At 56.4% G+C, this 25,044-nt stretch carries 22 protein-coding genes; 14 read left to right on the forward strand and 8 right to left on the reverse strand.

The features are described from left to right. Nucleotides 1–73 precede the first annotated feature (73 nt). From ABNF92_RS17410 to ABNF92_RS17425, 4 genes are all read right to left on the reverse strand, one after another. Nucleotides 74–2,074 (reverse strand): hypothetical protein, encoded by a 2,001-nt coding sequence (locus tag ABNF92_RS17410; RefSeq protein WP_349342862.1) that lies wholly within the window; start codon nt 2,072–2,074, stop codon nt 74–76. A gap of 104 nt (nt 2,075–2,178) precedes the next feature. Continuing rightward, nucleotides 2,179–2,565 carry a type II toxin-antitoxin system VapC family toxin gene (locus tag ABNF92_RS17415; protein ID WP_349342863.1) on the reverse strand — a complete coding sequence of 129 codons (387 nt, stop codon included), beginning with the start codon at nt 2,563–2,565 and terminating at the stop codon, nt 2,179–2,181. Nucleotide 2,566: 1 nt separating this feature from the next. Continuing rightward, the gene (locus ABNF92_RS17420; protein WP_349342864.1) at nt 2,567–2,806 is read right to left on the reverse strand and encodes a type II toxin-antitoxin system prevent-host-death family antitoxin; all 240 of its coding nucleotides are present in this window, start codon (nt 2,804–2,806) and stop codon (nt 2,567–2,569) included. A 144-nt stretch (nt 2,807–2,950) separates the two neighbouring features. Continuing rightward, entirely contained in the window at nt 2,951–4,453 is a 1,503-nt protein-coding gene (locus ABNF92_RS17425) for a flagellin (protein WP_349342865.1), read from the reverse strand. A 384-nt stretch (nt 4,454–4,837) separates the two neighbouring features. Between ABNF92_RS17425 and ABNF92_RS17430 the strand changes: the two genes are divergently transcribed. From ABNF92_RS17430 to ABNF92_RS17450, 5 genes are all read left to right on the forward strand, one after another. Then, on the forward strand, nt 4,838–6,229 hold the full coding sequence (locus ABNF92_RS17430) for a flagellin (protein ID WP_349342866.1): 1,392 nt from the start codon (nt 4,838–4,840) through the stop codon (nt 6,227–6,229). A gap of 70 nt (nt 6,230–6,299) precedes the next feature. Continuing rightward, nucleotides 6,300–6,734, forward strand: a complete 435-nt coding sequence (locus ABNF92_RS17435) for a flagellar protein FlaG (protein ID WP_349342867.1) — start codon at nt 6,300–6,302, stop codon at nt 6,732–6,734. Nucleotides 6,735–6,981: 247 nt separating this feature from the next. Next, complete coding sequence (gene fliD / locus ABNF92_RS17440) at nt 6,982–8,970, forward strand: flagellar filament capping protein FliD (RefSeq protein WP_349342868.1); 1,989 nt, start codon at nt 6,982–6,984, stop codon at nt 8,968–8,970. Nucleotides 8,971–9,006: 36 nt separating this feature from the next. Next, nucleotides 9,007–9,405 (forward strand): flagellar export chaperone FliS, encoded by a 399-nt coding sequence (gene fliS / locus ABNF92_RS17445; RefSeq protein WP_349342869.1) that lies wholly within the window; start codon nt 9,007–9,009, stop codon nt 9,403–9,405. 169 nt (nt 9,406–9,574) lie between these two features. Continuing rightward, nucleotides 9,575–10,786, forward strand: coding sequence for an argininosuccinate synthase (locus tag ABNF92_RS17450; protein ID WP_349342870.1), 1,212 nt, complete (start codon nt 9,575–9,577; stop codon nt 10,784–10,786). On the opposite strand, the gene ABNF92_RS17455 is transcribed toward ABNF92_RS17450, so the two are convergent. Both ABNF92_RS17455 and ABNF92_RS17460 read right to left on the reverse strand, forming a co-directional pair. Continuing rightward, nucleotides 10,783–11,808: an AraC family transcriptional regulator gene (locus tag ABNF92_RS17455; RefSeq protein ID WP_349342871.1), complete on the reverse strand. Its 1,026-nt coding sequence runs from the start codon at nt 11,806–11,808 to the stop codon at nt 10,783–10,785. The genes ABNF92_RS17450 and ABNF92_RS17455 overlap by 4 nt on opposite strands. 298 nt (nt 11,809–12,106) lie before the next feature. After that, nucleotides 12,107–13,078 carry a response regulator gene (locus ABNF92_RS17460; RefSeq protein WP_041645339.1) on the reverse strand — a complete coding sequence of 324 codons (972 nt, stop codon included), beginning with the start codon at nt 13,076–13,078 and terminating at the stop codon, nt 12,107–12,109. Between the two features lie 111 nt (nt 13,079–13,189). Between ABNF92_RS17460 and ABNF92_RS17465 the strand changes: the two genes are divergently transcribed. The 3 genes from ABNF92_RS17465 (at nt 13,190) to ABNF92_RS17475 (ending at nt 15,393) form a co-directional block, all read left to right on the forward strand. Then, nucleotides 13,190–13,672: a YajQ family cyclic di-GMP-binding protein gene (locus ABNF92_RS17465; protein WP_349342872.1), complete on the forward strand. Its 483-nt coding sequence runs from the start codon at nt 13,190–13,192 to the stop codon at nt 13,670–13,672. Nucleotides 13,673–13,750: 78 nt separating this feature from the next. Next, a complete protein-coding gene (locus tag ABNF92_RS17470; protein WP_349342873.1) occupies nt 13,751–15,088 on the forward strand; it encodes an MFS transporter in 1,338 nt (445 codons plus the stop codon). After that, the gene (locus ABNF92_RS17475) at nt 15,088–15,393 is read left to right on the forward strand and encodes an MGMT family protein (RefSeq protein ID WP_349342874.1); all 306 of its coding nucleotides are present in this window, start codon (nt 15,088–15,090) and stop codon (nt 15,391–15,393) included. The genes ABNF92_RS17470 and ABNF92_RS17475 overlap by 1 nt, the downstream gene beginning before the upstream one ends. A 41-nt stretch (nt 15,394–15,434) precedes the next feature. Here ABNF92_RS17475 and ABNF92_RS17480 read toward each other — a convergent pair whose 3' ends face one another. Further along, nucleotides 15,435–16,196 carry an SDR family oxidoreductase gene (locus tag ABNF92_RS17480; protein WP_349342875.1) on the reverse strand — a complete coding sequence of 254 codons (762 nt, stop codon included), beginning with the start codon at nt 16,194–16,196 and terminating at the stop codon, nt 15,435–15,437. A gap of 282 nt (nt 16,197–16,478) precedes the next feature. Between ABNF92_RS17480 and ABNF92_RS17485 the strand changes: the two genes are divergently transcribed. From ABNF92_RS17485 to gspD, 6 genes are all read left to right on the forward strand, one after another. Next, on the forward strand, nt 16,479–17,027 hold the full coding sequence (locus ABNF92_RS17485) for an FxsA family protein (RefSeq protein WP_349342876.1): 549 nt from the start codon (nt 16,479–16,481) through the stop codon (nt 17,025–17,027). A gap of 193 nt (nt 17,028–17,220) precedes the next feature. Continuing rightward, nucleotides 17,221–17,508 carry a co-chaperone GroES gene (groES, locus tag ABNF92_RS17490; protein ID WP_008171363.1) on the forward strand — a complete coding sequence of 96 codons (288 nt, stop codon included), beginning with the start codon at nt 17,221–17,223 and terminating at the stop codon, nt 17,506–17,508. 78 nt (nt 17,509–17,586) lie between these two features. Beyond that, complete coding sequence (groL, locus tag ABNF92_RS17495; protein ID WP_153633641.1) at nt 17,587–19,239, forward strand: chaperonin GroEL; 1,653 nt, start codon at nt 17,587–17,589, stop codon at nt 19,237–19,239. 164 nt (nt 19,240–19,403) lie between these two features. Next, nucleotides 19,404–20,195: a type II secretion system protein N gene (gene gspN, locus ABNF92_RS17500; protein WP_349342877.1), complete on the forward strand. Its 792-nt coding sequence runs from the start codon at nt 19,404–19,406 to the stop codon at nt 20,193–20,195. A gap of 1 nt (nt 20,196) precedes the next feature. Then, a complete protein-coding gene (locus ABNF92_RS17505) occupies nt 20,197–21,051 on the forward strand; it encodes a type II secretion system protein N (protein WP_069183156.1) in 855 nt (284 codons plus the stop codon). A 32-nt stretch (nt 21,052–21,083) separates the two neighbouring features. Then, a complete protein-coding gene (gene gspD / locus ABNF92_RS17510) occupies nt 21,084–23,036 on the forward strand; it encodes a type II secretion system secretin GspD (protein ID WP_069183672.1) in 1,953 nt (650 codons plus the stop codon). An 8-nt stretch (nt 23,037–23,044) separates the two neighbouring features. Here gspD and ABNF92_RS17515 read toward each other — a convergent pair whose 3' ends face one another. Then, a complete protein-coding gene (locus tag ABNF92_RS17515; RefSeq protein ID WP_349342878.1) occupies nt 23,045–25,042 on the reverse strand; it encodes a M48 family metallopeptidase in 1,998 nt (665 codons plus the stop codon). Between the last annotated feature and the right edge of the window lie 2 nt (nt 25,043–25,044).

The raw sequence follows: 25,044 nt of genomic DNA on the forward strand, positions 1-25,044 counted from the left end.
TCGACAGGTGACATTGCAGGAGTGTTTCGAAGACGGGGTCAGAAGAACTTTTCTTCTGACCCCAAGTTCAAAATCACCGACGCTTCACAAAATAAACACTCAAATTCTGCCCCATCAGACTCTGTACCTCACTACCCAGCGCCTCCGCCTGAATCTGCTGCTGAACCGGCCCGGTTGCCAGACTGTGGCCATCCACATCCCGTGCTTTCACGAGTTTCCATTCCACCTCGTTGCTCGCCATAGCCATCAGCTCTTTCAGCTGGGCTGTGTCCTGTGGCCGGAACCATCGGTCCCGGCAGCCGCCGAGGCTGTAGAAATCGGCGTCGGAGGTCAATTCTTGCCAGGTTGAGTCGTGTCGATTGGCAAGAACCATCCGGCGGAGCTGGCGCAGTGTCTGGCGGCTGGGTTGAAGCTTATGCTCGTCAACCAGTTTGCGGATCTGTTTGTCACCCGATGTTTGCTCGGCAATGGCGGTATGCATGTGCACCACAGCGCCGGAGCCGGTGGCTTCGTTGACCAGGGCCGCCAGAGACAGGCTCGTCATGGCCGGTGAGGGCAGGCGACCGACTTCAATCCAGTGCACCTGGTGGCCATCCGCCACGAAACGCTGGGCAATAGACCAGGGCCAGAACACGATGTTGTCCATACCCATCTCGTTCGCCATACGTGTGGCCTTGGCAATATTGGCTAACGATTCGTCCACGGCGATCACTTCTACATCGTCCAGATAGCCCGCAAGTTCCATCGCCCGCTGACCGGACTGCGCACCGCAAACCATGATTCGAAGGGTGGCCGGGAGATTTTCCGTGTCCAGCCCCAATTCTGTGGCCATCAATGTTTTCAGACTGCTTTCGGTGCGGTAGGCCAACTGGGACCAGGACGGCCATGCCTGGGGAACATCGGTCTTATCCAGGCAGAGCTCGTCAGCCTTTTCATCGAAATTCTGTTTGATGGCTTCTTCTTCGGCCCGGTCGTAATAGCTCGCGGCCAGAACCGGTTGCAGTGCCAAAGGCCAGTCCACCAGGTTCCATTGGCCGAGTTGTACGGCGAAGGGCTGGTGGAAGAGGGCGCCGTACATTGCGCTGATCATCAGTGAGCCGATGAGTCCGTCCTGCTCCTCGCCAAGGGCAAACTGGGCCTGGATGCTGTCGTTGATGGCCGAGACCAGTCGTTCTTCATCGTCTTCGGCGGCCAGGGCATAGCCGGTTCTGTCGGCGTATTGAGCAATGGCCAGTGTCAGGCGCTGCAGTTCGTCGCGAAGTTCAACGGTTTGTGCGACTTCGGCGATGATCGCTCGACGCAGCAGTGTAACCAGTTCTTCCACCGCCGGATTGGGCATCAGAGTTTTCTGGAGGGCGAGGATCAGCAGTTCGTCTTCGCTGGCAGCATCCAGGAAAATCTGTGCATCTTGGTTATCCAAATCATACTGTTGATGGATAATCGCGCCGACAAACCGACCCAGCTCCTGATGCGGCAAACCATCCCGCTGGAGCAAGGCGATCGCATCGTGGGCGAGGGCGGAATCGGCCTTGTTCACCTCCAGATGCTGGGCACAGCTCAGCATGCCGCTGTATACGGAATCCCATTCAGCGCCGGTTTCCAGAAGTTTGCGATAATGCAGGTAGGCCACATCAAACTGCCCCCGCAACCGCTTGGCATGGGCAACACCACAGAAAGCGGCGGCAGATTGCCGGTCGCAGTCCAGGGCCTGCAGGAAATATTGCTCTGCAAGCGCCGGTCGCTCTGTTTTCAGGGCCCAGTAACCCAGGTTGCAGTACTGCTGCGCCTGGCCAGGCTGATGGTTCAGGCTGGCATTGAACAGGGTGTGTGCCTTCTCAAGCTGCCCGTAGTCCATCTCCACGCGGCCAAGTAGGCCCAGCCCACCCGCATTCTCCGGCTCCAGAGCCAGCGCCTCGTTCAGATAGCCCCGACATTCCTGCCGGGCCTTCAGACGCTGGATATGGCTGAGGCCACTGCTGTTGGACTCCCCGTAGGCAAGATTGGCCTGCAGAAGCAGGCGGGCAACCTGGGCCTGTTGGGACTGGGATACCTGGACTTGATGCTTGGCTTGCATGGGACACCTCGTGAATACAGCCGCAATGGGAAGCGGCAAAGGTCTGCAGTTTTGGACGGTTTGCCGTGCTTTGAGAGAGGTGTTGCGAAAGGTGTGCCAGTTCTCTAAATCAACCGAATAGGCCCCGGATAGCGTGCAACCAGCTCATCCGAGGTGAGTAGCAAAAAGCCCTCTGTCTCTGCCTGGGCAACCAGAATCCGGTCAAAAGGATCCTTGTGGATATCGGGGAGGTGGCTTACCGCAAGTGTGTGTTGCGAGGTGATCGGTAATTCCGAGTAGCCGTTATCGACAAGCCCGCGCCTCAGCAAATGAGGGTCAACCCTAAAATCCGGCCGGCCCAGACCATTTTTGATAACGACTTCCCAAAGGCTGGCGGCACTGAAATACAGGCGGTTCTCTTCATTGCCGATCAGTTCTGTCGCTTGAGGGGATAACTTGGAGGGCTCAGCCGCCGCCCAGAGCAGAATGTGAGTATCCAGAAGCAGATTCACGTCAGCCCCCGAACATGTCGACTATTTCATCCTGACCCATCCGGTCGAAATCATCCGGCACAGTAAATTCTCCTGCCAGAAAGCCGATTCTCTTCTGCTGACCTGCTTCGGGGGCATCGTATGCGGTTACGCGGGCAACCGGTTTGCCAGCCTTTGCAATAATGAAGGCTTCACCCTTGGCTGCACGAGCTACAAGCTGTGACAACCGGGTTTTCGCTTCGTGCATGTTGATGGATTCCATGGTTTGCGCTCCTAAACTTAGTTAATCAAACTTAGTCTAGCATCTGGTTTTTATCCGAGTCACCGAGAATTTAGAGCAATATAAAACCAAAACGGCCGGGCAATTAGCCCGGCCGTTTTGGTTTCACTGTTTAGTTCTGCACCGTTAACCCTGCAGCAACTGCAATACCTGCTGGGGTCTTGCGTTGGCCTGTGCCAGAACGGACAGCCCTGCCTGCTGGAGGACCTGGGTTCTGGCCAGTTCGGCGGATTCTGCTGCAAAGTCTGCATCGCGGATTCGTGAACGGGCCGCCGAAAGGTTCTCTGAGGTAGTGCTCAGGTTTGCGATTGTCGATTCGAGTCGGTTTTGGACGGCACCCAGATCTGCTCGAATGCTGCTGATAGTCTCCAGAGCGGCATCGACAATGCCCAATGCCCTTGTTGCATCTTCGAATGTGCCGATGCTGACACTGCTAATGTCCTCTGGGTTTGAACCGACAGCCGTGTTGGCGGCAGCGTTGAAAATGCTGCCAGATCCAGCAGCCACTGACGAACTGACTGCAAAGCTGACGGACGAATCAAAGGTAACTTCTCCCGAGGCTCGAGAGCTGTCTGCGTTCGGGTCACTACCATTGAGAGTAATCGCCCCAGTTTCAGCGCTGCCTCTGAAAGCGGCGACAGGGCTACCTGCGTTCCCCGAAAAATCATCCACGAGGATGTCTTTGCCTTCATCTTGTATGAGCGTGAGAACGCCACCTTCTACTTCCGCCGAAATCCCGGTTGTGCCGGAGGCAGCGTTGATTTCTCTGGCCAGAGGACGTAAGTCGTTCGTATCTGCAATCTGTGCAGAGATTGTTGCAGTCTCGCCGCCGCTGGACAGTTTCATCGTGTAGGTGCCGGTGCCGCCAAAGTTGAACATTTCAGCGGTTGTTCTGGCACTGGCTTCGATGCCAGTCGACTCGATTTTGTCATTAACAGCGTTCGCAATTTCTTCAGCAGTTGCGCCCTGATCAACAGTAACGGTGGCACTGCCTATGGAGCTGGATACGGACAACTGCTGGGCAGCGATGGTATTGAAACCCGTTGAGTCGGCACCTGCAGCTGTAACAGAGCCGCTGCCTTGGCGAGCAATCGTGTTCGGGTTGTCGACGGTGTTATTGGCAAGGTCGGTCGTTCGCGCACCGGTGATCGATACGGAAATAGATTGGTTTTCGTTCGCGCCGGCCTGAAACTTCTGTGCCTGAAAGCTGCCGTCTAGCAGCTTGAGTCCGTTGAATTCAGTCGTTGTTGCTATGCGCTCGAGCTCTCCTTTCAACTGATTAACTTCAGCTTGAAGGGCTTGCCTGTCTGAAGCAGAGTTCGTGGCGTTAGCCGACTGAACGGCCAATTCGCGAATACGCTGAAGAATGCTCGAAGATTCGTCTAGAGCACCTTCAGCTGTCTGCGCGAGCGAGATGCCATCGTTGGCGTTCCGTATCGCCTGATTGAGCCCCTGAATTTGAGATGTGAAACGCTCAGAGATAGCAAGGCCGGCCGCATCATCTTTTGCGGAATTGATGCGAAGTCCGGACGAAAGTCTTTCAAGTGCAACATTCGCATCACCCTGTGAGGCATTAAGGTTCCGCTGTGCATTCAGTGACGCGATGTTGGTGTTGATGATCTGAGGCATATCAATTCTCCCTGCTCAGAGGTGCCGGAAGCCTGGTGCCCGATCTTTCTTGGGAACCGTTGCCGGCTGAAATTCGTTAAATTGCCGTTTTGCAGGGAGGCAAGCGAAGGGTGTGCCAGTTTTTATGGTTTGCTTTTAAGTGTCTGTTTATAATCGGATTTTAATGGTCTCTGCGTCGGTCTTATGAATTCTTGTGCCAAAGCGCTGCCGCTCTGACGGGAATTGAATTGCCGGTTTTACATTTGTTAACAAAAACGGCGTTTTTTTTTCTAAAGCAACCGGAAATGGCGCCGTTAAGTGGTGTAACAGGGCGGCGCTCCCAAACTGAAAACGGGCGCCTGACCTTTTCCATGAAATAACGACATCAGTCGAAGGAGAAGCATAATGGCTCTCGGTATTAACACTAACGTTGCGTCACTGTCTGCTCAGAACCAGCTTCAGAAATCACAGGATTTGAGCAATCAAGCGTTGGAGCGTCTGTCCTCCGGCTTAAGAATCAATTCTGCTAAAGATGATGCTGCTGGTCTGGCGATTTCCACCCGCTTCAGTGCACAGATTTCTGGTCTTAATGTGGCCCAGCGAAACGCCAACGACGGTATTTCTTATGCTCAGACTGCGGAAGGCGCCCTCGGTGAAGTGACAAACGCACTTTCACGAATTCGTGACCTGGCCGTTCAGTCTGCGAACGACACTAATTCAGCATCTGACCGTCAAGCCCTGAACCAAGAAGTGGAAGCACTGGTGGCAGAGGTTAATCGGATTGCTGGCTCTACTCAGTTCAATGGTCAGAATATTCTTAATGGAAACCTTTCTGAACTTAACTTCCAAGTAGGTGCTAATCAGGGGCAGGTAATTCAGGTAGAGGGTCTGAACAGTACTGGTGACCAGTTGGGTGCGCGTGTATCTACAAGCGCCTCTATTGCTGGTTCGGATATTGCCTCAATTTCCGGGCTGGTAATCGAAGGTACTGACATAGATACGTCGAGCGCGACTAGTTCGGCTGACGTGGTCGATGCGATTAATACGAAGGGTGGCGAAACGGGCGTTACAGCGTCATTGGCCAACGAGGTAAAAACGGGTGATATCGCAGGTGACTTGACTTCTGGTGCGTCTGATGCTGATGGTGAAATCACCATAAACGGCGTAAAAATTGTGGTAGCCGATGGCGGGAACTCTGATACTACTGTCGACCTCGTGCAGACGGCCGCCAACATAAATGCTCTTTCCGACAAAACTGGCGTTACGGCCACTCTCTCGAACAGTGATTCAGAGCTTCGTCTCTCCAACTCGACCGGCGAAACGATTAAGGTGGCTGGCGCCAACTTTGACAGTAATACACCTGAGAATTTTTATGCTGGTATTCAGTTGGCCAGTGATGTTGATTCCTCTGACTTCTCAGTTTCTGCTGACACTTTTACGGTTCAAGATGGCGGGACAGCCATTGGTGCGAGTCAGTCTAACAGTACAGTGAACGGCGTTAGCGTTTTAACCCGCGAAGATGCGGGCAAAGCCATTCAAACAATTGACTTCGCGCTGGATAAGGTTAACGGCCTTCGGGCTGAATTAGGTGCGGTCCAGGCTCGCTTTGAGTCCACCATTTCTAACCTCGCCTCAACCTCAGAGAACCTGAGCGCGGCCAACAGCCGAATCCTGGATGCAGACTTCGCCGCAGAAACCGCGAAGCTGTCCAAATCCCAGGTACTGCAGCAGGCCGGTATCTCCGTCCTTGCTCAGGCAAACGCCCGTCCGCAGCAGGTTCTGTCCCTCCTGCAGTAAGGTGCTAGCGGTAACAGCCGGAACCTTCGGGTTCCGGCTTGACGCCGTTTGAGGATAGCGAGGTAAAGCTATGAATGACGTTAACCTGAACAGCCCGGATCTGAAGCTGGTTCGAACCAGTGAACAAGCACCGGCGCGGGCAATTTCGTCATCTCAGGCCGAAGGCAGGAATGCCTCCGACCTTGCTGGTTCGTCTGCCGCGGTCAGCCAGGCCCAGAATCCACAGGTAACTTCAGACGTGTCTAAAGCTGAAAAGCTGCAGGCGCGGAGTGAAGCCCAGCGGGAACAACTGGATGATGCGGTGAGCCAACTGAACGATTTTGTTCAGAATGTGCAGCGGGATTTGCAGTTTGAGGTGGATAACGACCTTGGTCAGACCATCGTGAAAGTCGTTGATCAGTCGACTAAAGAAGTTATTCGTCAGATTCCGGATGAGCTAGCATTGAGGTTGGCAGAAAACTTGCAGCAGGATGAGCCGCTGACCTTGTTTAATATCAAAGTGTAAGGGCTTTGGCTTTTATGCGGATATAAACTACGGTATTTCAGCACCGCCGCACCCGAGAGGGGGCGGCGGTGTTCTGCGTTTTGGGGCGAGAGGGAGAATCCTCTCCCCTCTCCCGCGAGGTGAGAGGGGAGGTGTTGTTAGCTGTTACAGGGTGTTACAAATTGACGGAAGAAAAAGGCAAAGTTTTGCCGCTTTTTGCCGATAAACTGAACAATGACGAGATTCGCCCCCTTGAGGAGGCATGAGCATGGCAAGCATTTCATCGTTGGGTATAGGTTCAGGTGTTCTGACCTCTGATCTTGTGGACCAGTTGGTTCAGGCCGAGCGTGCACCTACGGAAAACAGGCTTACACAGAAAACAGAGCAAACACAGGCTTTGCTGTCTGCTTATGGCAAGCTCCGAAGCGCTGTTACCGAATTGCGCCTACCCATGCGCCAGCTCAGCGCCCCGGATAATCTCAAAGCGTTTTCTGCAAGTTCTTCTAACGAAGGCATTGGGGTCTCGGTGGACAGCACCAAGGCCAGCCGTGGCACTTACAGTGTTGAGGTAACCAGTCTTGCTGGTGCGCAGGCTTTGGCTTCCCGGGATGTGTTCGCCGATCGCGACGCAACCAGTGTGGGGCAGGGCACGCTGACACTGAATGTTGGCGATAAAACCACAAATATCACCGTCGATAACAGTAACGACACGCTGCAGGGGCTTGCCAACGCAATCAATGATTCGGATGCGGGTGTCTCTGCAGGAGTGATCGATACGGGGAACGGCTTCCAATTGGTCCTTTCTGCGGATGAGACTGGTACTGCCAACGCTGTAAGTATCTCAGTTTCTGGCGATACGGGTGGCACAGACACTGATAACCAGGGGCTGTCCCGTTTTGCGTTTAATACCGGCATGGATGCAGATTCCGGTCTGAAAGAGACCATTGCTGCATCAGATGCCGTTATGAAGATAAACGGTGTTGAAGTTACCCGGTCGACTAACAGCTTTGAGAACGTGATCGACGGCTTAACCTTTGATATTACGGAGACTGGTTCCTCCGTCATCAAGGTTCAGCAAGACTTCGGCGCGGTTGCTGATCGGGTTCAAGGCTTCGTCGATAAATTCAATTCACTTCAGGCGACCATTGATAGCCTCGCAGGTTTTAACTCCGAGGCTGGCGTTGGCAGCTTGCTCACGGGCGACAGCACTGTTCGGTCGATCCAGAATCAATTAAGGCAGGTGCTGACACGGGTTGTGCCGGGCCTGGAGAATTCCAGTGTCCGCAGCCTGGCGGATGTGGGAATTACGACAAACTTCGAAACAGGTGGTCTGGAGTTTGATCGCGCCAAGTTTGAAGAGCAGCTGAAGAATAACCCGGACGATGTGACGGCACTGTTTGCTGAGCAAGGCCGGACAACTGATAGCCAAGTCGAGTTCGTCCGTAGTGGCATGAACACTGAGCCGGGTAGTTACGATATCAATATTACCCAGGCGGCAACGCAGGGTTCATTGTCTGGGGCTGCGTTCACTGCCCCTGTGACTATCGGCGCTGGCAATGACGAGCTGACGTTCCAGGTTAATGGTGAAACGTCGGTGAGCGTTCAGCTCACTCAGCAAACCTACAATACAGCCCAAGAGCTGGCAGACGAGATTCAGGCGCAGTTAAATGCCAATAATGCTCTCAATGCGTCTGGTTCTGGTGTGCAGGTTAGCGTTGGCGGTGGCGGCGAGCTTACATTTACGTCTTCAGAATATGGCAGTGATTCGAACGTTAGCCTGACCTCAGTAGAAGATGGTTCTGCTTACGGATTGTCCGTTGCCACGGGTACGTCTGGTGTCGATGTGGCCGGAACGATTGGTGGTCGAACCGCGGAAGGCGACGGCCAAGTGCTTTTTCTCGGAAATGGTAACGGCGGTGCTTCTGGTCTCCAAGTACGTATTCTTGGCGATCAGACTGGTAGTCGCGGCTCTATTACCTTTGTGGAAGGGGTTGCCGAAAGAACCGTCGATCTGGTCAGTAGTTTTGTTGGTGCTGATGGCGCCATTGAATCCCGAACTGAAAGCCTCAACCGAGATCTTGAGCAGATTCAGGAAAATCAGGCTCGTCTTGAGGAGCGCATTGCTGCTTATCGTGAACGGTTGGTCAGCCAGTTCACAGCAGCAGACTCCCTGATTTCCCAGCTCAACAGCACACAGGATTACGTAAGCCAGCAGCTAGCTGCGCTTGCACCCCAAAACAACCGGAACAACAACTGATCGGCCTGGGCCGATTAGCGAACCAAGAGGTCGAGTATGAACGGTTTACAGGCATACCAGCACGTAAACACCCAAACTAGTATCACTGATGCGGATCCGCACAAGCTGATCCAGCTTCTCTACAACGGCGCCATCGAGCGGATCAATATGGCCAAGTCCCGCATCCAGGCAAAGGACTACGCTGGCAAGGCCCAGTTGATCAATAAGGCCATTGAGATCATTGGTGGACTCCGCTCGTTCCTGGATTTCGAGCAGGGTGGTGATCTGGCTGCGCGGCTTGAGGCGCTTTATGACTACATGGAGCGGGCGCTTCTGGAAGCTAGTGCCAAGAACGATTTGGCCAAGCTGGATGAGGTTCTGACCCTTCTGCGCTCTGTTAAAGAAGGCTGGGACGGCATTCGCGAAGAGGCTATTGGGCAGCAGCAGGCTGTTTGAGTTCGCTAACCTCTGCCGTGAAATCGGGGTCAGATGAAGGCTTTCATCTGTCCCCTTGGTTGTCGTATGCCCGCCTAATACCTCGGCCCAATAGCCATTCCCCCCGCTCTCCCGTACAATGACGCCCTTATTTTCAACACATCCATTCTGTTCAGTCTGGAGCAAGGGCATGTCTGATATCAAAAAGGTGGTGCTGGCCTATTCCGGTGGCCTGGATACTTCCGTCATCGTTCGGTGGTTGCAGGATACCTATAACTGTGAGGTGGTGACGTTTACCGCCGACATTGGCCAGGGCGAGGAAGTTGAGCCGGCGCGGGCGAAAGCCGAGGCGCTGGGCGTTAAGGAAATCTACATCGAGGACCTTCGCGAGGAGTTTGTGCGCGAGTACGTGTTCCCGATGTTCCGCGCGAACACCATCTACGAGGGTGAGTACCTGCTGGGTACCTCCATTGCCCGTCCTCTGATTGCCAAGCGTTTGATCGATATCGCCAATGAGACCGGTGCCGATGCGATTTCCCACGGTGCGACCGGCAAGGGCAACGATCAGGTACGTTTCGAGCTCGGCGCCTACGCGCTGAAGCCGGGTGTGAAGGTGATTGCGCCCTGGCGTGAGTGGGACCTGAATTCCCGCGAGAAGCTTCTGAAGTACTGCGAAGAGCGCAATATTCCGGTGGAAATGAAGAAGGGCAAGAGCCCGTACTCCATGGATGCCAACCTGCTGCACATCTCTTACGAAGGCATCAACCTGGAAGATCCCTGGGCGGAAGCCGAGGAAGATATGTGGCGTTGGAGTGTCTCTCCGGAAGCTGCGCCGGATGAGCCGACCTACGTTGAGCTGACCTACAAGAAGGGCGACATTGTTGCCATCGACGGTCAGGACATGAAGCCCCACGTGGTTCTGGAAACCCTGAACAAGCTGGCGGGTGCGAACGGTATTGGTCGTCTGGATATCGTCGAGAACCGCTACGTGGGCATGAAGTCCCGCGGCTGTTACGAAACCCCGGGCGGCACCATCATGCTGCGTGCTCACCGTGCCATCGAGTCCATTACCCTGGATCGTGAAGTGGCACACCTGAAAGACAGCATCATGCCTCGCTATGCCGAGGTGATCTACAACGGTTACTGGTGGTCCCCGGAGCGTGAGGCTCTGCAGGCGCTGATCGATCAGACCCAGACCTATGTAAACGGCACTGTTCGCTTGAAGCTCTACAAGGGCAATGTGGATGTGGTTGGCCGTAAGTCTGAGGATTCTCTGTTCGACGAGAAGATTGCCACCTTTGAGGAAGATCAGGGTGCTTACGATCAGAAGGATGCCGAAGGCTTTATCAAGCTGAATGCGCTGCGGCTTCGGATTGCTGCTGGCAAAGGCCGCAAGCTTTAAGTCTGCTCTTTGGACGCCCGGAACTCTCCGGGCGTCTTCCCCGTTACCGCCTTGAACTTCCGGTGAAACGACGTGGTTTCACTGTATCCCAGCCTTAGCGCAATATCCGGAATGGCCAACTCGCTGTTTCGTAGATAGTCCTCGGCCATTTTCTGCCGCACTTCATCCAAGAGCTTCTGATAAGACACACCTTCCTGCCCGAGCTTTCTCTGCAGAGTCCGGCTTGTCATGCCAAGGTCCTCGGCCACCATGTCCTGCCTTGTGACACCTTGCATCAGCTGTTGCTGAATACTGTGGCGAACTTTTGAGGTCAGGTCGCTGTCGGTATCCAGAGAGGCCAGCTGGCTCAGGGCATGGGCTTCCAGGGTTTTTCGGAGCAGGGGGTCTGGTTGCCGCAGGCGGGTTTCCAGCAGGCTTTTCTTGAGCGTGATGCTGTCCTCATCGGCTGAGAAAGTCACCGGGCAGTGCCAGCGCTCCCGGTAGGCCATTTCAAATTCCGAGCCTGGCGAGGATCGGCGGAGCTTTACCGAGCTAGGCGACGCGTCCTGATTGTCTGCAAGCCAGCGGGCGTAGTTCACCCAGGAGGCAAATACGTTGTCCACCAGTTGCGGGCGGACGACGGGATCGGTGTAGTTGCAGTTCCAGGTCAGTTTGATGTCTTCGCCTTTCATGGCGAGGCTGGTGGTGCCCATATCTCCGACGAGTTTTTCGAACGGCGCAATGCGTGCCACGGCCTCGCCCAGGGTGGCGCAGCTCATGGTGATATAGCCAAGCACGCTGTAGGAGCCAGGTTGAACGAAGTCGCCGGTTTCCAGGCCCAGAATCGGGTTGCCGGTTTGCTCGCACAATAAACGGATAAAGTGCTGGAACTGCTCGCCGTTGATTCGGCCGTCGTCAGTGTCGAGTATTCTCTGGTCCAGTTCGGCCTGGACGAAAAGGCGATGGATGTCCACGTCAGTGGATTCGGCAGCACGAACGTATTGGCGCAAGGCGGCGACAGAAGCGGTTCCGAGGGTTTTCATGGTTACAGCACTGTTTTTGGAATCGTTATAGCGGGAGTATAACGGAACTGGCGCGGAAACGTCCGGGGCAGAAAATAAAAAGGCCAGCTAAAAAGCTGGCCTAAAAACAAGGAAAGAACGAAAGTGCCTGAAAAATTCGTTAATCCGGTGGATTCGATTCCCCATATGGCGGCGGAGGTACTACTCGGCTCCTCCACCATGGGGGATACTGCTTAAATCCACGATTGCAGAATAAGTCTTCCGGGCCTTCCTGTCTGTTTGTGAAGTGTGTATCAGTGTTACCGAGTGTGTCGCCGCTTCAGGCCGTCGCTCCGATCTCGGGTGCGGTCTCGGTAAACCGGCGTGTATCGTAGGCATCCACCAGTCCCTGCACTGCGGCCCGTTCCATATCCTGGATTGACGGGGTGCCGTTCTGGGCGTCGGCTTTGCACAGCACCATGCCCGCTTCCACGGAAATGTAGCCGGCAGTCGTCTTCAGAGCCTTGTGGTTGATGCCGTCGAACACGCGCCGGAAAGCGGTGGTGGTGCAGTGGTCGCTGTTCGGGAAGTAGGCAATGATGGCGAACTGGTTGTCGCCAACGCGGCACAGGGCATCAATGGGCCGAATCAGAGTGCTCAGGCGGCGGGCGATGCCGATGGCCAGTTCACTCATCACCGTCGGTGGGTGTTTGCGCTTGAGCTCTTGCCAGTTGCGAATGCCGCACAGCACGTAGGCAGAGCAGCCGCCGCGGGATTCAGCGTGGCGCAGCATCTTGGTCAGCCGCTCACGGCCGTATTTCGTGTTACAGAGACCGGTTTCCAGATCAATGATGTTGGTGGATTCCAGTTCCCGATTGTTTTCGATCAGCAGGGAGTTGGCCCGGAGCAGGGTGTTCTGGCGGTCCGCCATCCGGTCGGCCGCAAAGATGCGGGGTATCAGCTGCTTGGTCATATCGGACTTGTAGATGAAATCATCCACGCCCCGGTCGAAGGCTTCCGAGAGGGCTTCGACGCTTTCGCGGGCGGTGAGCAGGATCACATAGGTGTAATGATTGTTCTGCTCGTCCTGTTGTCGCACCTGGTCTGTCAGTTCCAGGCCATCCATCTCGGGCATCAGCCAGTCGGCAATCAGCACGCTGACCGGGCGCTGTTCAATCAGCTGCAGGGCTTCGGGTGCGTTATTGACGATGCGTACGTCGCGATAGCCGGCATTTCGCAGCGTGCGGCCAACCACCATACTGCTGAATTTCGCGTCGTCTACTACAAGGATGGGCAGGTCCAGATTTGGCATTGTTTTCTACTTTTACCAGTCCGTTGTCAGGTGCGGGAGCTGCCGGGGGTTGGTATCATCCCCGGCAGATTGAAGAAGTATACCTTCTTACCCTGTTGGAGAATAACGACCATGCCTTCTTTTGACATTGTTTCAGAAATCGATATGCACGAAGTGACCAATGCGGTCGACCAGGCGAAGCGCGAACTGGGCAATCGCTGGGACTTCAAGAACGTTGAAGCCGACATCGAGCTGGACGACAAGGGCATTACCATCAGTGCGGAGCAGGAGTTCCAGCTGGAACAGTTGCTGGATATGCTGCGGATGGCGTTTGCCAAGCGGAATATCGATGCCCGTGCGCTGGCAGAAGACGGCGACAGCAAGGCCGGCAAGCTGGTCAAACAGCACCTGCTATTGAAGCAGGGCATTGAAACCGACATGGCCAAGAAGATCGTGAAGATGATCAAGGATGCCAAGCTCAAGGTGCAGGCCAGTATCCAGGGCGACAAGGTTCGGGTAACCGGCAAGAAGCGGGATGATCTGCAAACCGCGATCGCAATGCTGCGCGAGGCCGAGCTGGATATCCCGCTGCAGTTCAATAATTTCCGCGATTGATCCGGAGGCTTCACTATCTTAACCGGCACCCGCCTGACGCTGATCCGCGATACGCTCTACACCTACACCCGCTGGCAGGTGATCGCCCTGTTGTTCCTGGGCTTTTCGGCGGGCTTGCCTTTTCTGCTGGTGTTCTCCACCCTGAATGCCCGGCTGGCGGATGTCGGGGTCGAAACCGCGACCATCGGGTTTTTCAGCTGGTTGGGCATAACTTATTCCATCAAGGTGTTCTGGGCGCCGGTGGTGGACCGCCTGAAACTGCCGTTGCTTGATCGGCTGCTGGGCAAACGACGTAGCTGGATTATTTTTGCGCAGGCGGGCATCGCCACGGGGCTGTACCTGATGGCTCAGGTGGATGCCACGGCGGCGCCAGAAATGATGGCGCTTTGGGGTCTGCTGGTGGCTTTTTCCTCCGCTACCCAGGATGTGGCCATTGATGCCTACCGCATTGAGATTGCCGAGGAACGGCTCCAGGCCGCCCTCGCCGCAACGTATATCTTTGGCTACCGTCTCGCGCTTCTGGTGGCCGGCGCCGGTGCTCTTTACCTTGCGGAATTCTGGTCCTGGCAAGTTTCCTATGAGGTCATGGCGGCCCTGGTGGGAGTTGGCGCGCTCACGGTGCTCATTGTGCGTGAGCCCAGTGTGAACCACTTTGCCGCCGCCCGGGACATTGCCCACAAGATCGAGCAGGAGGCCGCCAAGCTCACACATCTGAATCCCCGCCTGGCGAGGCTGGTTGGCTGGTTTTACGCCGCCGTGGCCGGCCCTTTCCTGGACTTCTTCCGCCGGTACAAAGAGCTGGCCCTCATTATTCTGCTGATGGTTGCCGTCTACCGGATCTCCGACATCGCCATGGGCGTGATGGCCAATCCGTTCTACCTGGATTTTATGGGGTTCAGCAAAACCCAGGTGGCGGATGTCACCAAAATCTTTGGCTTCTTCATGACCATCGCCGGTTCGCTGGTTGGTGGGGTTATGGTGGTTCGCTACGGGGTTCGCCGGATTCTTCTGCTTGGCGCAATCATGACCGCCGCCACCAATCTTCTGTTTGTCGTTCTGGCCCAGTACCCGCCCAACATCATTACCCTGGCCGCCGTGGTGAGCGCCGATAACCTCAGTGGCGGCATTGCCAACGTGGCGCTGATTGCCTGGCTTTCCAGCATGACCAGTGCCTCATTTACAGCTACCCAGTATGCTCTGTTCAGTTCGCTGATGACCCTGCCTGGCAAGTTCATCGGTGGTTTCTCAGGCATAGTTGTGGCTGGTTTCGGTTACGCAGAGTTCTTTCTGGTGGCGGGCATAATGGGTGTGCCGGCCATCCTGTTGGCCATTTTTATGATTCGACATGGTGATCGATTGGATGCGTTAGCGCCTCGACATGAATCAAAGCCTGACGCAGAAGCGGTGAGCTCTTGATGTCCGAACCAACAAAAGACCAGAAAATCTGGCAAGTGGTACTGGCCGTCCCAAAGGGTAGGGTGGTCAGTTACGGGCAGGTTGCAGAGATGGCTGGATTGGGTCGTCAGGCCAGGTATATCGGAAAGGCCTTGGGTAAGCTGCCAGAAGGCCATGTCGTGCCGTGGTATCGAGTTATTCGTAGTAACGGCCAGATTGCCTTTCCCGTTGGGTCCGAGAAATTTGAAGAGCAGATTAGCCGTCTTGAGGCCGAGGGTGTTGAGGTCGTTGATGGGCGGGTTTCGATGTCGAGGTTTCGGTGGTAATGGGGCGCCTTGGGCGCCCCATTCGCCGGTAGCCCGACGGGTCAGAGCCGAAGAGCCCCATCCACCTCGATCATCCGCCCGGAAACATAGTCGTTCTCAAAGATGAACGCGGCCGCCGAGGCAATTTCTTCCGGCTTGCCCATGCGCTTGAGCGGAATGCCTGCGGTCATTTTCTCCAGGGCTTCAGGCTTCATGGACGCTGTCATTTCGGTCTCGATGAAGCCCGGGGCGATGCCGGCACAGCGAATGCCGTAACGGGCGAGTTCTTTGGCCCACACGGGAACCAGGGCAGAGACGCCGGCTTTTGCGGCGGAGTAGTTGCTCTGGCCCATGTTGCCGGCACGGGAAATGGAAGCGATGTTGATGATCACACCCTGATCGCCGTTCTTGATCATCTGGGTGGCTGCTTCGCGGCCGCAGAGGAATACCCCGGTGAGGTTTACGTCGATAACTGCCTGCCATTGGGACAGCTCCATACGGCGCTCGACTTCGCCATCCTTCACTTTTACCATCAGGCCGTCGCGGAGGATACCGGCGTTGTTGACCAGGCCATTGAGGTGGCCGAAATCTTTTACGATGGCTTCAAAGGTTTTCTCGACGTCTTCTTCCTTCGCGACGTTGCAAACGTAGCTTCTGGCTTCGGAGCCGGCGGCTTTGCATGCGGCAACCGCTTCATCCAGCTTTTCCGGCATCAGGTCGATCAGCGCGACTTTGGCACCTTTGGCGGCAAGGTATTCGCCCATGGCACGGCCAAGGCCCTGGCCGCCGCCGGTAATTGCAATCACGGAATCTTGAAGTTTCATGTTTTGCCCTAACTACTGTTATCAGGTGGTTTTACGGTTGCTGTGCGTCTTATTGCCCTCGGCCTTCCGGCTTGGGTGCTGGCACCAGTGACACCGGGCCTCCGTGGAACCGCTACGAGCACGTCCATGTGCGCTTGTTTCCGGCCATCCTTGGCCTCCAACATTCCACGGAGGCCCGGTGTCACTGATGCGTTGAGCCATGTGCATGGCTTCTTGTTAGAAACTGAAGGCCTGCGAGTATACCAGACCTTCTGAAATTCCTGCTCAGACCTTGAGGTCCCGATGTCAGTGTTTCTTTTTCTCTTTATCATCATGCCAATCGCCGAGATGGCGGTATTGATTCAGGTAGGCGGCATGATTGGTGTGCTCAATACCATCGGGCTGGTGCTGCTGACTGCCGTGATCGGTGCGTGGCTGCTTCGCCAGCAGGGCCTTGCCACGCTATTAAAGGCCAATCAGCGGCTGAACAGTGGGGAATTGCCTGCCAAGGAGGTCGCCGAGGGGCTGATTCTGGCCATTGGTGGTGCCCTATTACTTACGCCGGGCTTTATTACCGATACGGTCGGTTTTCTGTGCCTGATTCCCGGGTCCCGTCACTGGCTGGCAGCCCAGGCGCTCAAGCGCATGGTTGTGGCTGGGCAAAGCCGGAGCAGCAGCTTCTATTTCCGTGCTGGCGGCGGGTCGAACCCTTTCGGGCAGGATCCGTTCGGTGGCCGCGAAAATCCCTTCGGTCGGCAACGCCCGTTTGACCGGGACAGTAACGGCGACATCATAGAAGGCGAGTATCAGGACGAGACGGAATCCGATCGGGACCGGATCGAAAAAAAGTGAAAAAATTTCTCTCCGGGGTGTTGAAAACACCTACCCGCTACCCCAAATAGGAACCACAAGTTCGCTGCAGGCTGATTTCCACTGAAAACAGTTGGTTATCCAGCCGGGCAATTTGTCGGGTCCGGTTTTGCCGATCCGACCAACATCAACAATGTCATTGCCACATTAATCTGACTATTGGAGAAACCGAGCAATGAAAATTCGTCCGCTACACGATCGTGTTGTCGTGCGCCGTAAGGAAGAAGAAGAGAAAACTGCGGGTGGCATCGTGCTGCCGGGTAACGCCAAAGAGAAGCCTTCCCAGGGTGAGGTGATTGCCGTTGGTAACGGTCGCATTCTGGAAAACGGCGAAACCCGCTCACTGGCGGTCAAGGTGGGTGACACCGTGGTCTTCGGCCAGTACGCCGGTAACACCGTCAAGATCGACGGCGAAGAGCTCCTCATCATGAGCGAGAGCGATATTTACGGCGTGCTTGAGTGATCGCTGAGGCGAATCGCACGAACTCTCATTAATCCGATTAATTCAGTTACTTCGGTTTAACGAACAGGAATAGAAGACATGGCAGCAAAAGACGTTAAATTCGGTGATAGCGCGCGGAAGCGCATGGTCGCGGGCGTCAACGTTCTGGCAGACGCGGTTAAAGTGACCCTCGGCCCGAAAGGCCGTAACGTGGTTCTGGAAAAGTCCTTCGGCGCGCCGACCATCACCAAAGATGGTGTTTCCGTGGCCAAGGAAATCGAGCTGGCTGACAAGTTCGAGAACATGGGCGCCCAGATGGTGAAAGAAGTGGCTTCCCAGGCCAACGACACGGCTGGTGACGGTACTACTACTGCAACTGTTCTGGCCCAGTCCATCGTTAACGAGGGCGTGAAGGCCGTTACTGCCGGCATGAACCCGATGGATCTGAAACGCGGCATCGACAAGGCCACGACCGAAGCGGTCAAAGCGATCCGCGAGATGGCCAAGCCCTGCGACGACAGCAAGATGATTGCCCAGGTAGGCACCATCTCTGCCAACGGCGACGAGACCATCGGCAAGATCATCGCCGACGCGATGGAAAAGGTTGGCAAGGAAGGCGTCATTACCGTTGAAGAAGGCCGTGGCCTGGAAGACGAGCTGGATGTGGTTGAAGGTATGCAGTTCGACCGTGGCTTCCTGTCTCCGTACTTCATCAACAACCAGGACAACATGTCTGCCGAGCTGGAAGACCCTTACATCCTGCTGGTCGACAAGAAGATTTCCAACATCCGAGAGCTGCTGCCGGTGCTGGAAGCTGTAGCCAAGGCTGGCAAGCCGCTGCAGATCATCGCTGAGGACATCGAAGGCGAAGCGCTTGCAACTCTGGTCGTGAACAACATGCGTGGCATCGTGAAAGTCAACGCTGTTAAGGCGCCTGGCTTTGGTGATCGTCGCAAGGAAATGCTCCAGGACATCGCGATTCTCTCCGGTGGTACCGTGATCTCCGAAGAAGTCGGCCTGACTCTCGAGAACACCACCCTGGATGACTTGGGCACAGCCAAGCGTGTCAACGTGACCAAGGAAAACACCACCATCATCGGCGGTGCAGGAGCACAGGCGGACATCGAAGCTCGCGTTGAGCAGATCCGCAAGCAGATCGAAGACAGCTCTTCCGATTACGACAAGGAGAAGCTGCAGGAGCGTGTTGCCAAGCTGGCTGGCGGTGTTGCCGTCATCAAGGTTGGTGCCGGTTCCGAAGTGGAAATGAAAGAGAAGAAGGCCCGCGTTGAAGATGCACTGCACTCCACCCGCGCTGCGGTTGAAGAGGGCATTGTGCCGGGCGGCGGCGTTACCCTGATCCGCGCTATTGCGGCTCTGGACAAGGTAGATGCCATCAACGAAGAGCAGAAAGCCGGTGTGAACATCCTGCGCCGTGCCATGGAAGCTCCGCTGCGCCAGATCGTGTACAACGCAGGCGGTGAGTCTTCTGTGGTGGTTGCCAAGGTTCGTGAAGGCGAAGGCTCTTTCGGCTTCAACGCCTCTACTGAGCAGTATGGCGACATGTTGGAAATGGGTATTCTGGATCCTGCCAAGGTTACCCGTTCCGCGCTGCAGGCAGCTGCTTCCGTTGCGTCCCTGATCATCACCACCGAGGCGATGGTTGCCGATGAGCCGGAAGACGAGAAAGCCGGCGGCGGTATGCCGGACATGGGTGGCATGGGCGGCATGGGAGGCATGGGCGGCATGATGTAATGCCGGCCTGATCCCAGGCGCTCCGAAGTTTTGGGGCGCTGCCCGATCACCACTGAAAACCCCGCGTTGGTTCACGCCAACGCGGGGTTTTTGTTTTTTTGTCATGAACTTGGGCAATGCCTTTGCTAGACTCGGCTTCCGGTCCATTATCTGTGCAACGCCGAATGAGTGACGCTGAACCCAAAACTTTTCTTCGCCCCGGCAAGGTGTTTCTGCTCCTGCTGCTGGGCGCTCTGGTTTATCTGCTGTCACTGGTCTTTCTGGTACCTGCTGGGTGGGTCTGGCAGCAGGCTTCTGCTCACGTTTCTTTGCCGCCCCAGGTTCAGGTGCGACAGGTTGCCGGAAAAGTATGGGATGGTGAGGCCGGGGTTGTGGTTGCCGGCTTCCCGCTGCGTGTTGACTGGCGTCTTCACATGCCAAAGGTCACCAGCCTGAAATGGCCAATGACAATTTCTGTCGAGTCGTCACAATCCTCGCTTAATGGCGATGTTACGATTGGCTGGCCTGCCAGTGCGCAGCTGGATGCGAGTGGGCGGGTTATGGTAGCCGAGTTTGAAGACCTGATTCGCCAGAGTGGCGGTGCAATGATCGAAGGCGAGGTGATGATCGACCGGCTGACTATGGCCTGGGCCGATAACCGGATTACACGCGCTGAAGGCCTGGGGCGCTGGGATGGCGGTCTGGTGACCTGGCCCATGGGCGACCAGCGGGGTCGGGCGGAGTTTCCGCCCATGCAGGCGACCATGGATACCACCCAGGGGGGCGTTGCCCTGAGCGTTTCCGAACAGGGCGGACAGGGTCCGGCGGCAGATGCCACGGTGTTCTGGAACGGAATGCTGGAACTGCGTGTCTACAAGCGAATGGTGGACCTGGCAGGTCAGCCCTGGCCGGATTCTGCCAGCCCCGGCGATGTGGTGTTCCGGGTGCGCCAGCCTCTTGTCCCGGGGGCGCGATAGTATGGCTATGTTAAGTACCCCGGCCCAGCGCCGGATTTCGCGGACTCTGGCGAACCTGTTGTTGCTGGTATTGGTGGTGTATCTGGCTGTCACGCTCGCCCGGATGACCTGGCTGTTCGCCTGGGAGGACAGGCCGGTCCCAAGTGCGCCAGCGTCGAACAGTGCCGGGAACATGGCCGGGAGCAGCGGTCTGACGACTTCCATGGCCGTTTACGATTTCTTCGGGCGTTCGGAGCAGCCGGTTCAGGTGGCGGAAGCCGTTCGCCGCTCGGCTCCGGAAACCCGCCTTCGACTTCGGCTCGAAGGGGTGCTGGTAGCGCAGCGCCCGGAGGACTCCGGTGCTATAGTTGCTGGAAGCAATGGTGAAACGGCGTATTACCGGGTCGGGGAAATGTTGCCCGGCAACGCCGAGCTTGCCGAAGTCGAGCCGGGTCGAATTCTGATTCGTCGGGGCGGACAGTACGAGACCCTGACATTTGAGGAGCAGGTGTCTTCAGATCTGGTTGCAGAAGTAACTGCCGAGCCGGCAGAATCAGGACCTGATGAGTTTCTGGCCAGCGCCCGCGAGCAGATTGATAGCCAGGGCATTGCTGCTCTCGCGCCTTTCGGGTTGAGCCCGGTGGATGACAGCGGCATGTCAGGGTACGTATACGACGGCTCCAATGCCATGCTGAATGCTGTCAACCTGCAGGCCGGTGACGTAATAACGGCGATCAACGGCCAGCGACTGGGAGATATCAGTCAGGACAAGGCCCTGCTTGAGAACTGGCGCGGTCAGGCACAGTTGGAGATCGAAATCGAGCGTGACGGATCCATCCTCACCATAAGTTATGCCATACCCGAACAGTGGCGCTGATCGGGTTCATTGAAACAGGACGAAATCGCCAGATGTATAACCACAAGATCAATCTTTTGCGGGCTATTGTCCTGCTTGTTCTCCTGCCCTTTATGTCCATGGCGCACGGGCAGGAAGCCGAGACATGGCGGCTGAATCTCAAGGACGCCGATATCCGCGCCTTTGTGACCCAGGTGGCCGATATTACCGGGTACAGTTTTGTGGTGGATCCCAGGGTGAAGGGCAAGGTTACCGTGCTTTCCAGCGCGCCGATGAACAAGGATGAGATTTATGACCTGTTCCTGGCGGTTCTGAACGTCCACGGGTTTACGGCCATTCCTGGCGAAGAAGTGATCAAGGTGGTGCAGCAGGTTGACGCCAAGCAGTCGGCGGAGATTCTGGAGCGGTTTCCGGAAACGCCCTCGGAACAGCTGATCACCCGGGTCATACAGATTGATAACGCAAATGCCCTGGAGCTGGTTCCGATTCTTCGCCCGCTGGTGGCCAAGTATGGCCACCTGGCCGGTGTAGCCGCTGCCAACGCGCTGATCATCAGCGACCATTCTTCCAACATCCAGCGAATCGAGCAGATTGTACGGGAACTGGATAGCCCCTCCAAGTACGAAGTGGAGGTTATCCAGCTTCAGGAAGCCTGGGTGGGTGATATGGTCACTCTGCTGCAGGAACTGGCTCCCGATGAATTGGGCCGGGCCGGCGGCGAAAATGCCGCCAGAAAATACAGTGTAACCGCCGATGAGCGCAGTAACCGGCTGATTTTGCGGGGCGATGAAACCTTCCGGGACAAGATGCGCGGCCTGATCCGGCAACTGGATCAGCCTTCGGCAACCGGCGGTACCACCAAAGTCCTGAGGCTCAAACACGCCGACGCCAAAAACCTCACTGAGATTCTCAAGGGGGTTATGGGCGAGCTGGTTAAAGAGGGCGCTGGCTCGGGTGGCGCCGGGGGTGGCGCGAAGCCTCAGAGTAGCTTCGCGGTCTTCGCCGATGAGGGTCTGAATGCGCTGGTGGTTCGTGGTGAGCCCTCTTTGATGCAGGAAGCCGAACAGATTGTTGCCGCGCTGGATGTGCGTCGTGCCCAGGTGATGATTGAGGCAGCCATTGTCGAGATCAGTGACGAGCTGGGCCAGGATCTGGGCGTTCAGGTTGCCGTGGGTGACGAGTCCGGCGAATCGACGCCGGTTGCGGGCACCAACTTCGGTAATGTGGGCCGGAGCCTCGGTGAGGTGCTGAGTGCGATTCTGACTGAATCTGCCATTACCCCGGCAACAGGTGGTATCACCATTGGCGCCGGCCAGCGTAACGAGAACGGGGTCAGTTGGGGCATTCTGCTGCAAGCGCTGTCCACTTCTGCGGCAGCCAACCTGTTGTCCACGCCCAGCATCATCACCCTGGATAACCAGGAATCGGAAATTATTGTGGGCCAGAACGTGCCGTTCCGGACAGGCCAGTCCACCGTTACCGGCGATGGCACCACCAATCCATTCACCACCATCGAGCGTCGCGATATCGGTCTGACCCTCAAGGTAACCCCGACCATCAGTGCTGATGGCCTGGTCCGTCTGGTGGTGGAGCAGACCACGGAGAGCGTGGCAGACAGCATTGAAAATGCGTCAGACATCGTTACCAACAAACGGGAAATCAAGACCACGGTGCTCGCGGATGACGGTGAGACCATCGTGCTGGGCGGTTTGACCCGTGATGATTATCAGATCAACAAGAGCAAGGTGCCCCTGCTGGGTGATATTCCGTTCGTCGGGCGTCTGTTCTCATCGGAATCGGAGCGTCGGGTAAAGCGTAATCTGCTGGTGTTCCTGCGCCCGAAAATTATGTTGGGTAAAGAGGAAGCCGTTGCGGCCACCTCTGACAAGTTCAATCAGCTGTGGGACGTTAACCTGAATATCCGAGAAAAGCTGGGCATGCCTACCGAAGAGCAGCGCCCGACGGTGGACGCACTGTTTGAAGGCGAAAGCACCCGCGTACAGTAAGTAAGCGTTCAGACAGCCAGTGGCGGCATCGGACAATCCATCTGATCCGCCACCAGGCGCATCAACTCATACTCCCGCGTTTCCACCTTGCCGTCGCGGGTGATGCAGTACCCGCAGGCATCAATGATCGCCGGTTTCAGCAAAGGCGAGAGGCCGTTCAGGGCCGTTAAGGCCTCTCTTAGCTGGCGCATGGTGACTTTCTCCAGAACCGGCTCATTGCCATCCTTCGCATTCATGAAGCCTGCCATGGCTTCCCGATAAAGCTTCTCGGCGTCAGCCTGGGACGCAGACCCCGCCCTTGCCATCAGGCTCAGAAGTCGCTGGAGGGCCGGCATGACCGGTTTGTAGCTCTTGTAGCGAACCGGAACCACTCTGGCTGCCTCATCGCCCAGATGGCGGGACAGGAAACTGGTCAAGGCGAGTTCGAACAGGGTGACCCGATTATCCGCCGCAACCAGCTTCTGGACATTGGTAATCAGCATCTCCCGTTCTTCCGGATCCAGCTTGCGCAGCGCCGGCATGGCAAGTTCCAGGGCAGGAAAACGGACGCCCTCCCCGATGGTTTTCAGTGCGGGTAAGAGCTTTTCCAGCAGGTCCGGCTGGCTGCCCAATACCGGGTGAGCCGGCAGCAGGTTCAGTCGTTCCTCCTGCTGCGGTCGCGGCAATTCACAGATCAGCATGGCGTAACAAAGTTGTGAGGCGCCAGCCCGGGTGTACAGCAGGTTCCGGAAGGTGGCTGGCAGGCGTTCCAGGAAGCGCAGCGCGAAATCTTCACTTTTCCGGTTGATGGTTCCAACCTGGTCTGAGAATTTCCGCCCCGGCTTGATCGGCGCCTCGGCGCTCGACGCCAGGGGCGAGGTTCTCCCGCTCTTGCTGGTAACCGGTCCAAGGATGTCGGATGCCGCCCCGGTGAATCCCGATGCGCCGGTTTCAGGCGCCGATGCGGAGCTGCGGTACAGGTCGGCGCCGGGTTCGGTATCCCTCAGCCGGCTGCGCAATCTGGCCAGCATGCCGGGCTGGATGGCATTGATGCGCTCGTCGATGGGCGGATGGGAGGCCAGCAGCGAGGTAAACTTCATTCGGGCACTCTCGCCGAAACACATGTGGTTCATGTCGCTGGCGTGGCTGGTAGTGTCCAGGTAGCCGCCCTTCATGCCGATCTTGAAAAGTGCGCCGGCGATGCCTTCGGGGTTACGGGTAAACTGCACGGACGAGGCATCGGCCAGCATCTCTCGCTGCCTGGAGACGGCCGCCTGTATGAGCCGGCCAAAGAAAACTCCCACATAGCCGATCACGAACAGCGCCAGGCCGATAATGCCCATGGCCGCCTGAGCCCTTCCGTCTCGGGATCGACCCATCCTGTGGCCACGATAAAAGGAAGCTCGAAGCAGGAACCCGCCAATCTGACCGATCATCAGGATGCCTGCGAGCAAAGCAATGAGCCGGACGTTGAGCCGCATGTCCCCGTTGAAAATATGGCTGAACTCGTGGGCGACCACGCCTTGCAGTTCGTCCCGGGATAGCTGGGTGATGGCTCCGTGAGTGACGACCATGACGGCTTCGCCGGGAGTGTAGCCTGACACGAAGGCATTGATACCGGTTTCCTGGTCCATCACGTAAAGTTCCGGTACAGACACACCGCTGGCAATGGCCATTTCCTCGACAATATTGCGCAGTTTACGTTCGTCACTGTCCCGGGTATCCGGATCAATCGGTCGTGCGCCAACCATTTTGGCAACCCGGTCGCCGCCGCCGGCAAGGTCGACCCAGCGGAGCAGAGAGCCAAGAACAATCAGCCCGACAACGGTAACGGCCGTTAAAAGGCCATGGTTGGATAGCAGCCAGTGGTGGAAGGCGAGGCCTGAGGATTCACTGCGGGTTACAAAATACCCTACGAGGCAGACGGCGAGCGTAATAAACGCAACCGCCGTCAGGAAAAGGAAGACCAGCAGACTGGTGTTGCGCCGGGCATGGGCCTGGCGCTGAAAGAAACCGGGATGAGCCATGC

It is taken from the genome of Marinobacter sp. MMG032 (genome assembly GCF_040112695.1).
GTDB classification, from domain to species: domain Bacteria; phylum Pseudomonadota; class Gammaproteobacteria; order Pseudomonadales; family Oleiphilaceae; genus Marinobacter; species Marinobacter salsuginis.

Coding starts and splice junctions, on each gene's coding strand:
- ABNF92_RS17420 (WP_349342864.1), bottom strand. CDS start 2,806: ATGGAATCCATCAACATGCACGAAGCGAAAACCCGGTTGTCACAGCTT.
- ABNF92_RS17515 (WP_349342878.1), bottom strand. CDS start 25,042: ATGGCTCATCCCGGTTTCTTTCAGCGCCAGGCCCATGCCCGGCGCAAC.
- ABNF92_RS17475 (WP_349342874.1), top strand. CDS start 15,088: ATGTCCGAACCAACAAAAGACCAGAAAATCTGGCAAGTGGTACTGGCC.
- ABNF92_RS17480 (WP_349342875.1), bottom strand. CDS start 16,196: ATGAAACTTCAAGATTCCGTGATTGCAATTACCGGCGGCGGCCAGGGC.
- ABNF92_RS17450 (WP_349342870.1), top strand. CDS start 9,575: ATGTCTGATATCAAAAAGGTGGTGCTGGCCTATTCCGGTGGCCTGGAT.
- ABNF92_RS17505 (WP_069183156.1), top strand. CDS start 20,197: ATGGCTATGTTAAGTACCCCGGCCCAGCGCCGGATTTCGCGGACTCTG.
- ABNF92_RS17465 (WP_349342872.1), top strand. CDS start 13,190: ATGCCTTCTTTTGACATTGTTTCAGAAATCGATATGCACGAAGTGACC.
- ABNF92_RS17430 (WP_349342866.1), top strand. CDS start 4,838: ATGGCTCTCGGTATTAACACTAACGTTGCGTCACTGTCTGCTCAGAAC.
- ABNF92_RS17455 (WP_349342871.1), bottom strand. CDS start 11,808: ATGAAAACCCTCGGAACCGCTTCTGTCGCCGCCTTGCGCCAATACGTT.
- ABNF92_RS17435 (WP_349342867.1), top strand. CDS start 6,300: ATGAATGACGTTAACCTGAACAGCCCGGATCTGAAGCTGGTTCGAACC.
- ABNF92_RS17460 (WP_041645339.1), bottom strand. CDS start 13,078: ATGCCAAATCTGGACCTGCCCATCCTTGTAGTAGACGACGCGAAATTC.
- groL (WP_153633641.1), top strand. CDS start 17,587: ATGGCAGCAAAAGACGTTAAATTCGGTGATAGCGCGCGGAAGCGCATG.
- groES (WP_008171363.1), top strand. CDS start 17,221: ATGAAAATTCGTCCGCTACACGATCGTGTTGTCGTGCGCCGTAAGGAA.
- ABNF92_RS17410 (WP_349342862.1), bottom strand. CDS start 2,074: ATGCAAGCCAAGCATCAAGTCCAGGTATCCCAGTCCCAACAGGCCCAG.
- ABNF92_RS17485 (WP_349342876.1), top strand. CDS start 16,479: ATGTCAGTGTTTCTTTTTCTCTTTATCATCATGCCAATCGCCGAGATG.
- gspN (WP_349342877.1), top strand. CDS start 19,404: ATGAGTGACGCTGAACCCAAAACTTTTCTTCGCCCCGGCAAGGTGTTT.
- gspD (WP_069183672.1), top strand. CDS start 21,084: ATGTATAACCACAAGATCAATCTTTTGCGGGCTATTGTCCTGCTTGTT.
- ABNF92_RS17425 (WP_349342865.1), bottom strand. CDS start 4,453: ATGCCTCAGATCATCAACACCAACATCGCGTCACTGAATGCACAGCGG.
- fliD (WP_349342868.1), top strand. CDS start 6,982: ATGGCAAGCATTTCATCGTTGGGTATAGGTTCAGGTGTTCTGACCTCT.
- fliS (WP_349342869.1), top strand. CDS start 9,007: ATGAACGGTTTACAGGCATACCAGCACGTAAACACCCAAACTAGTATC.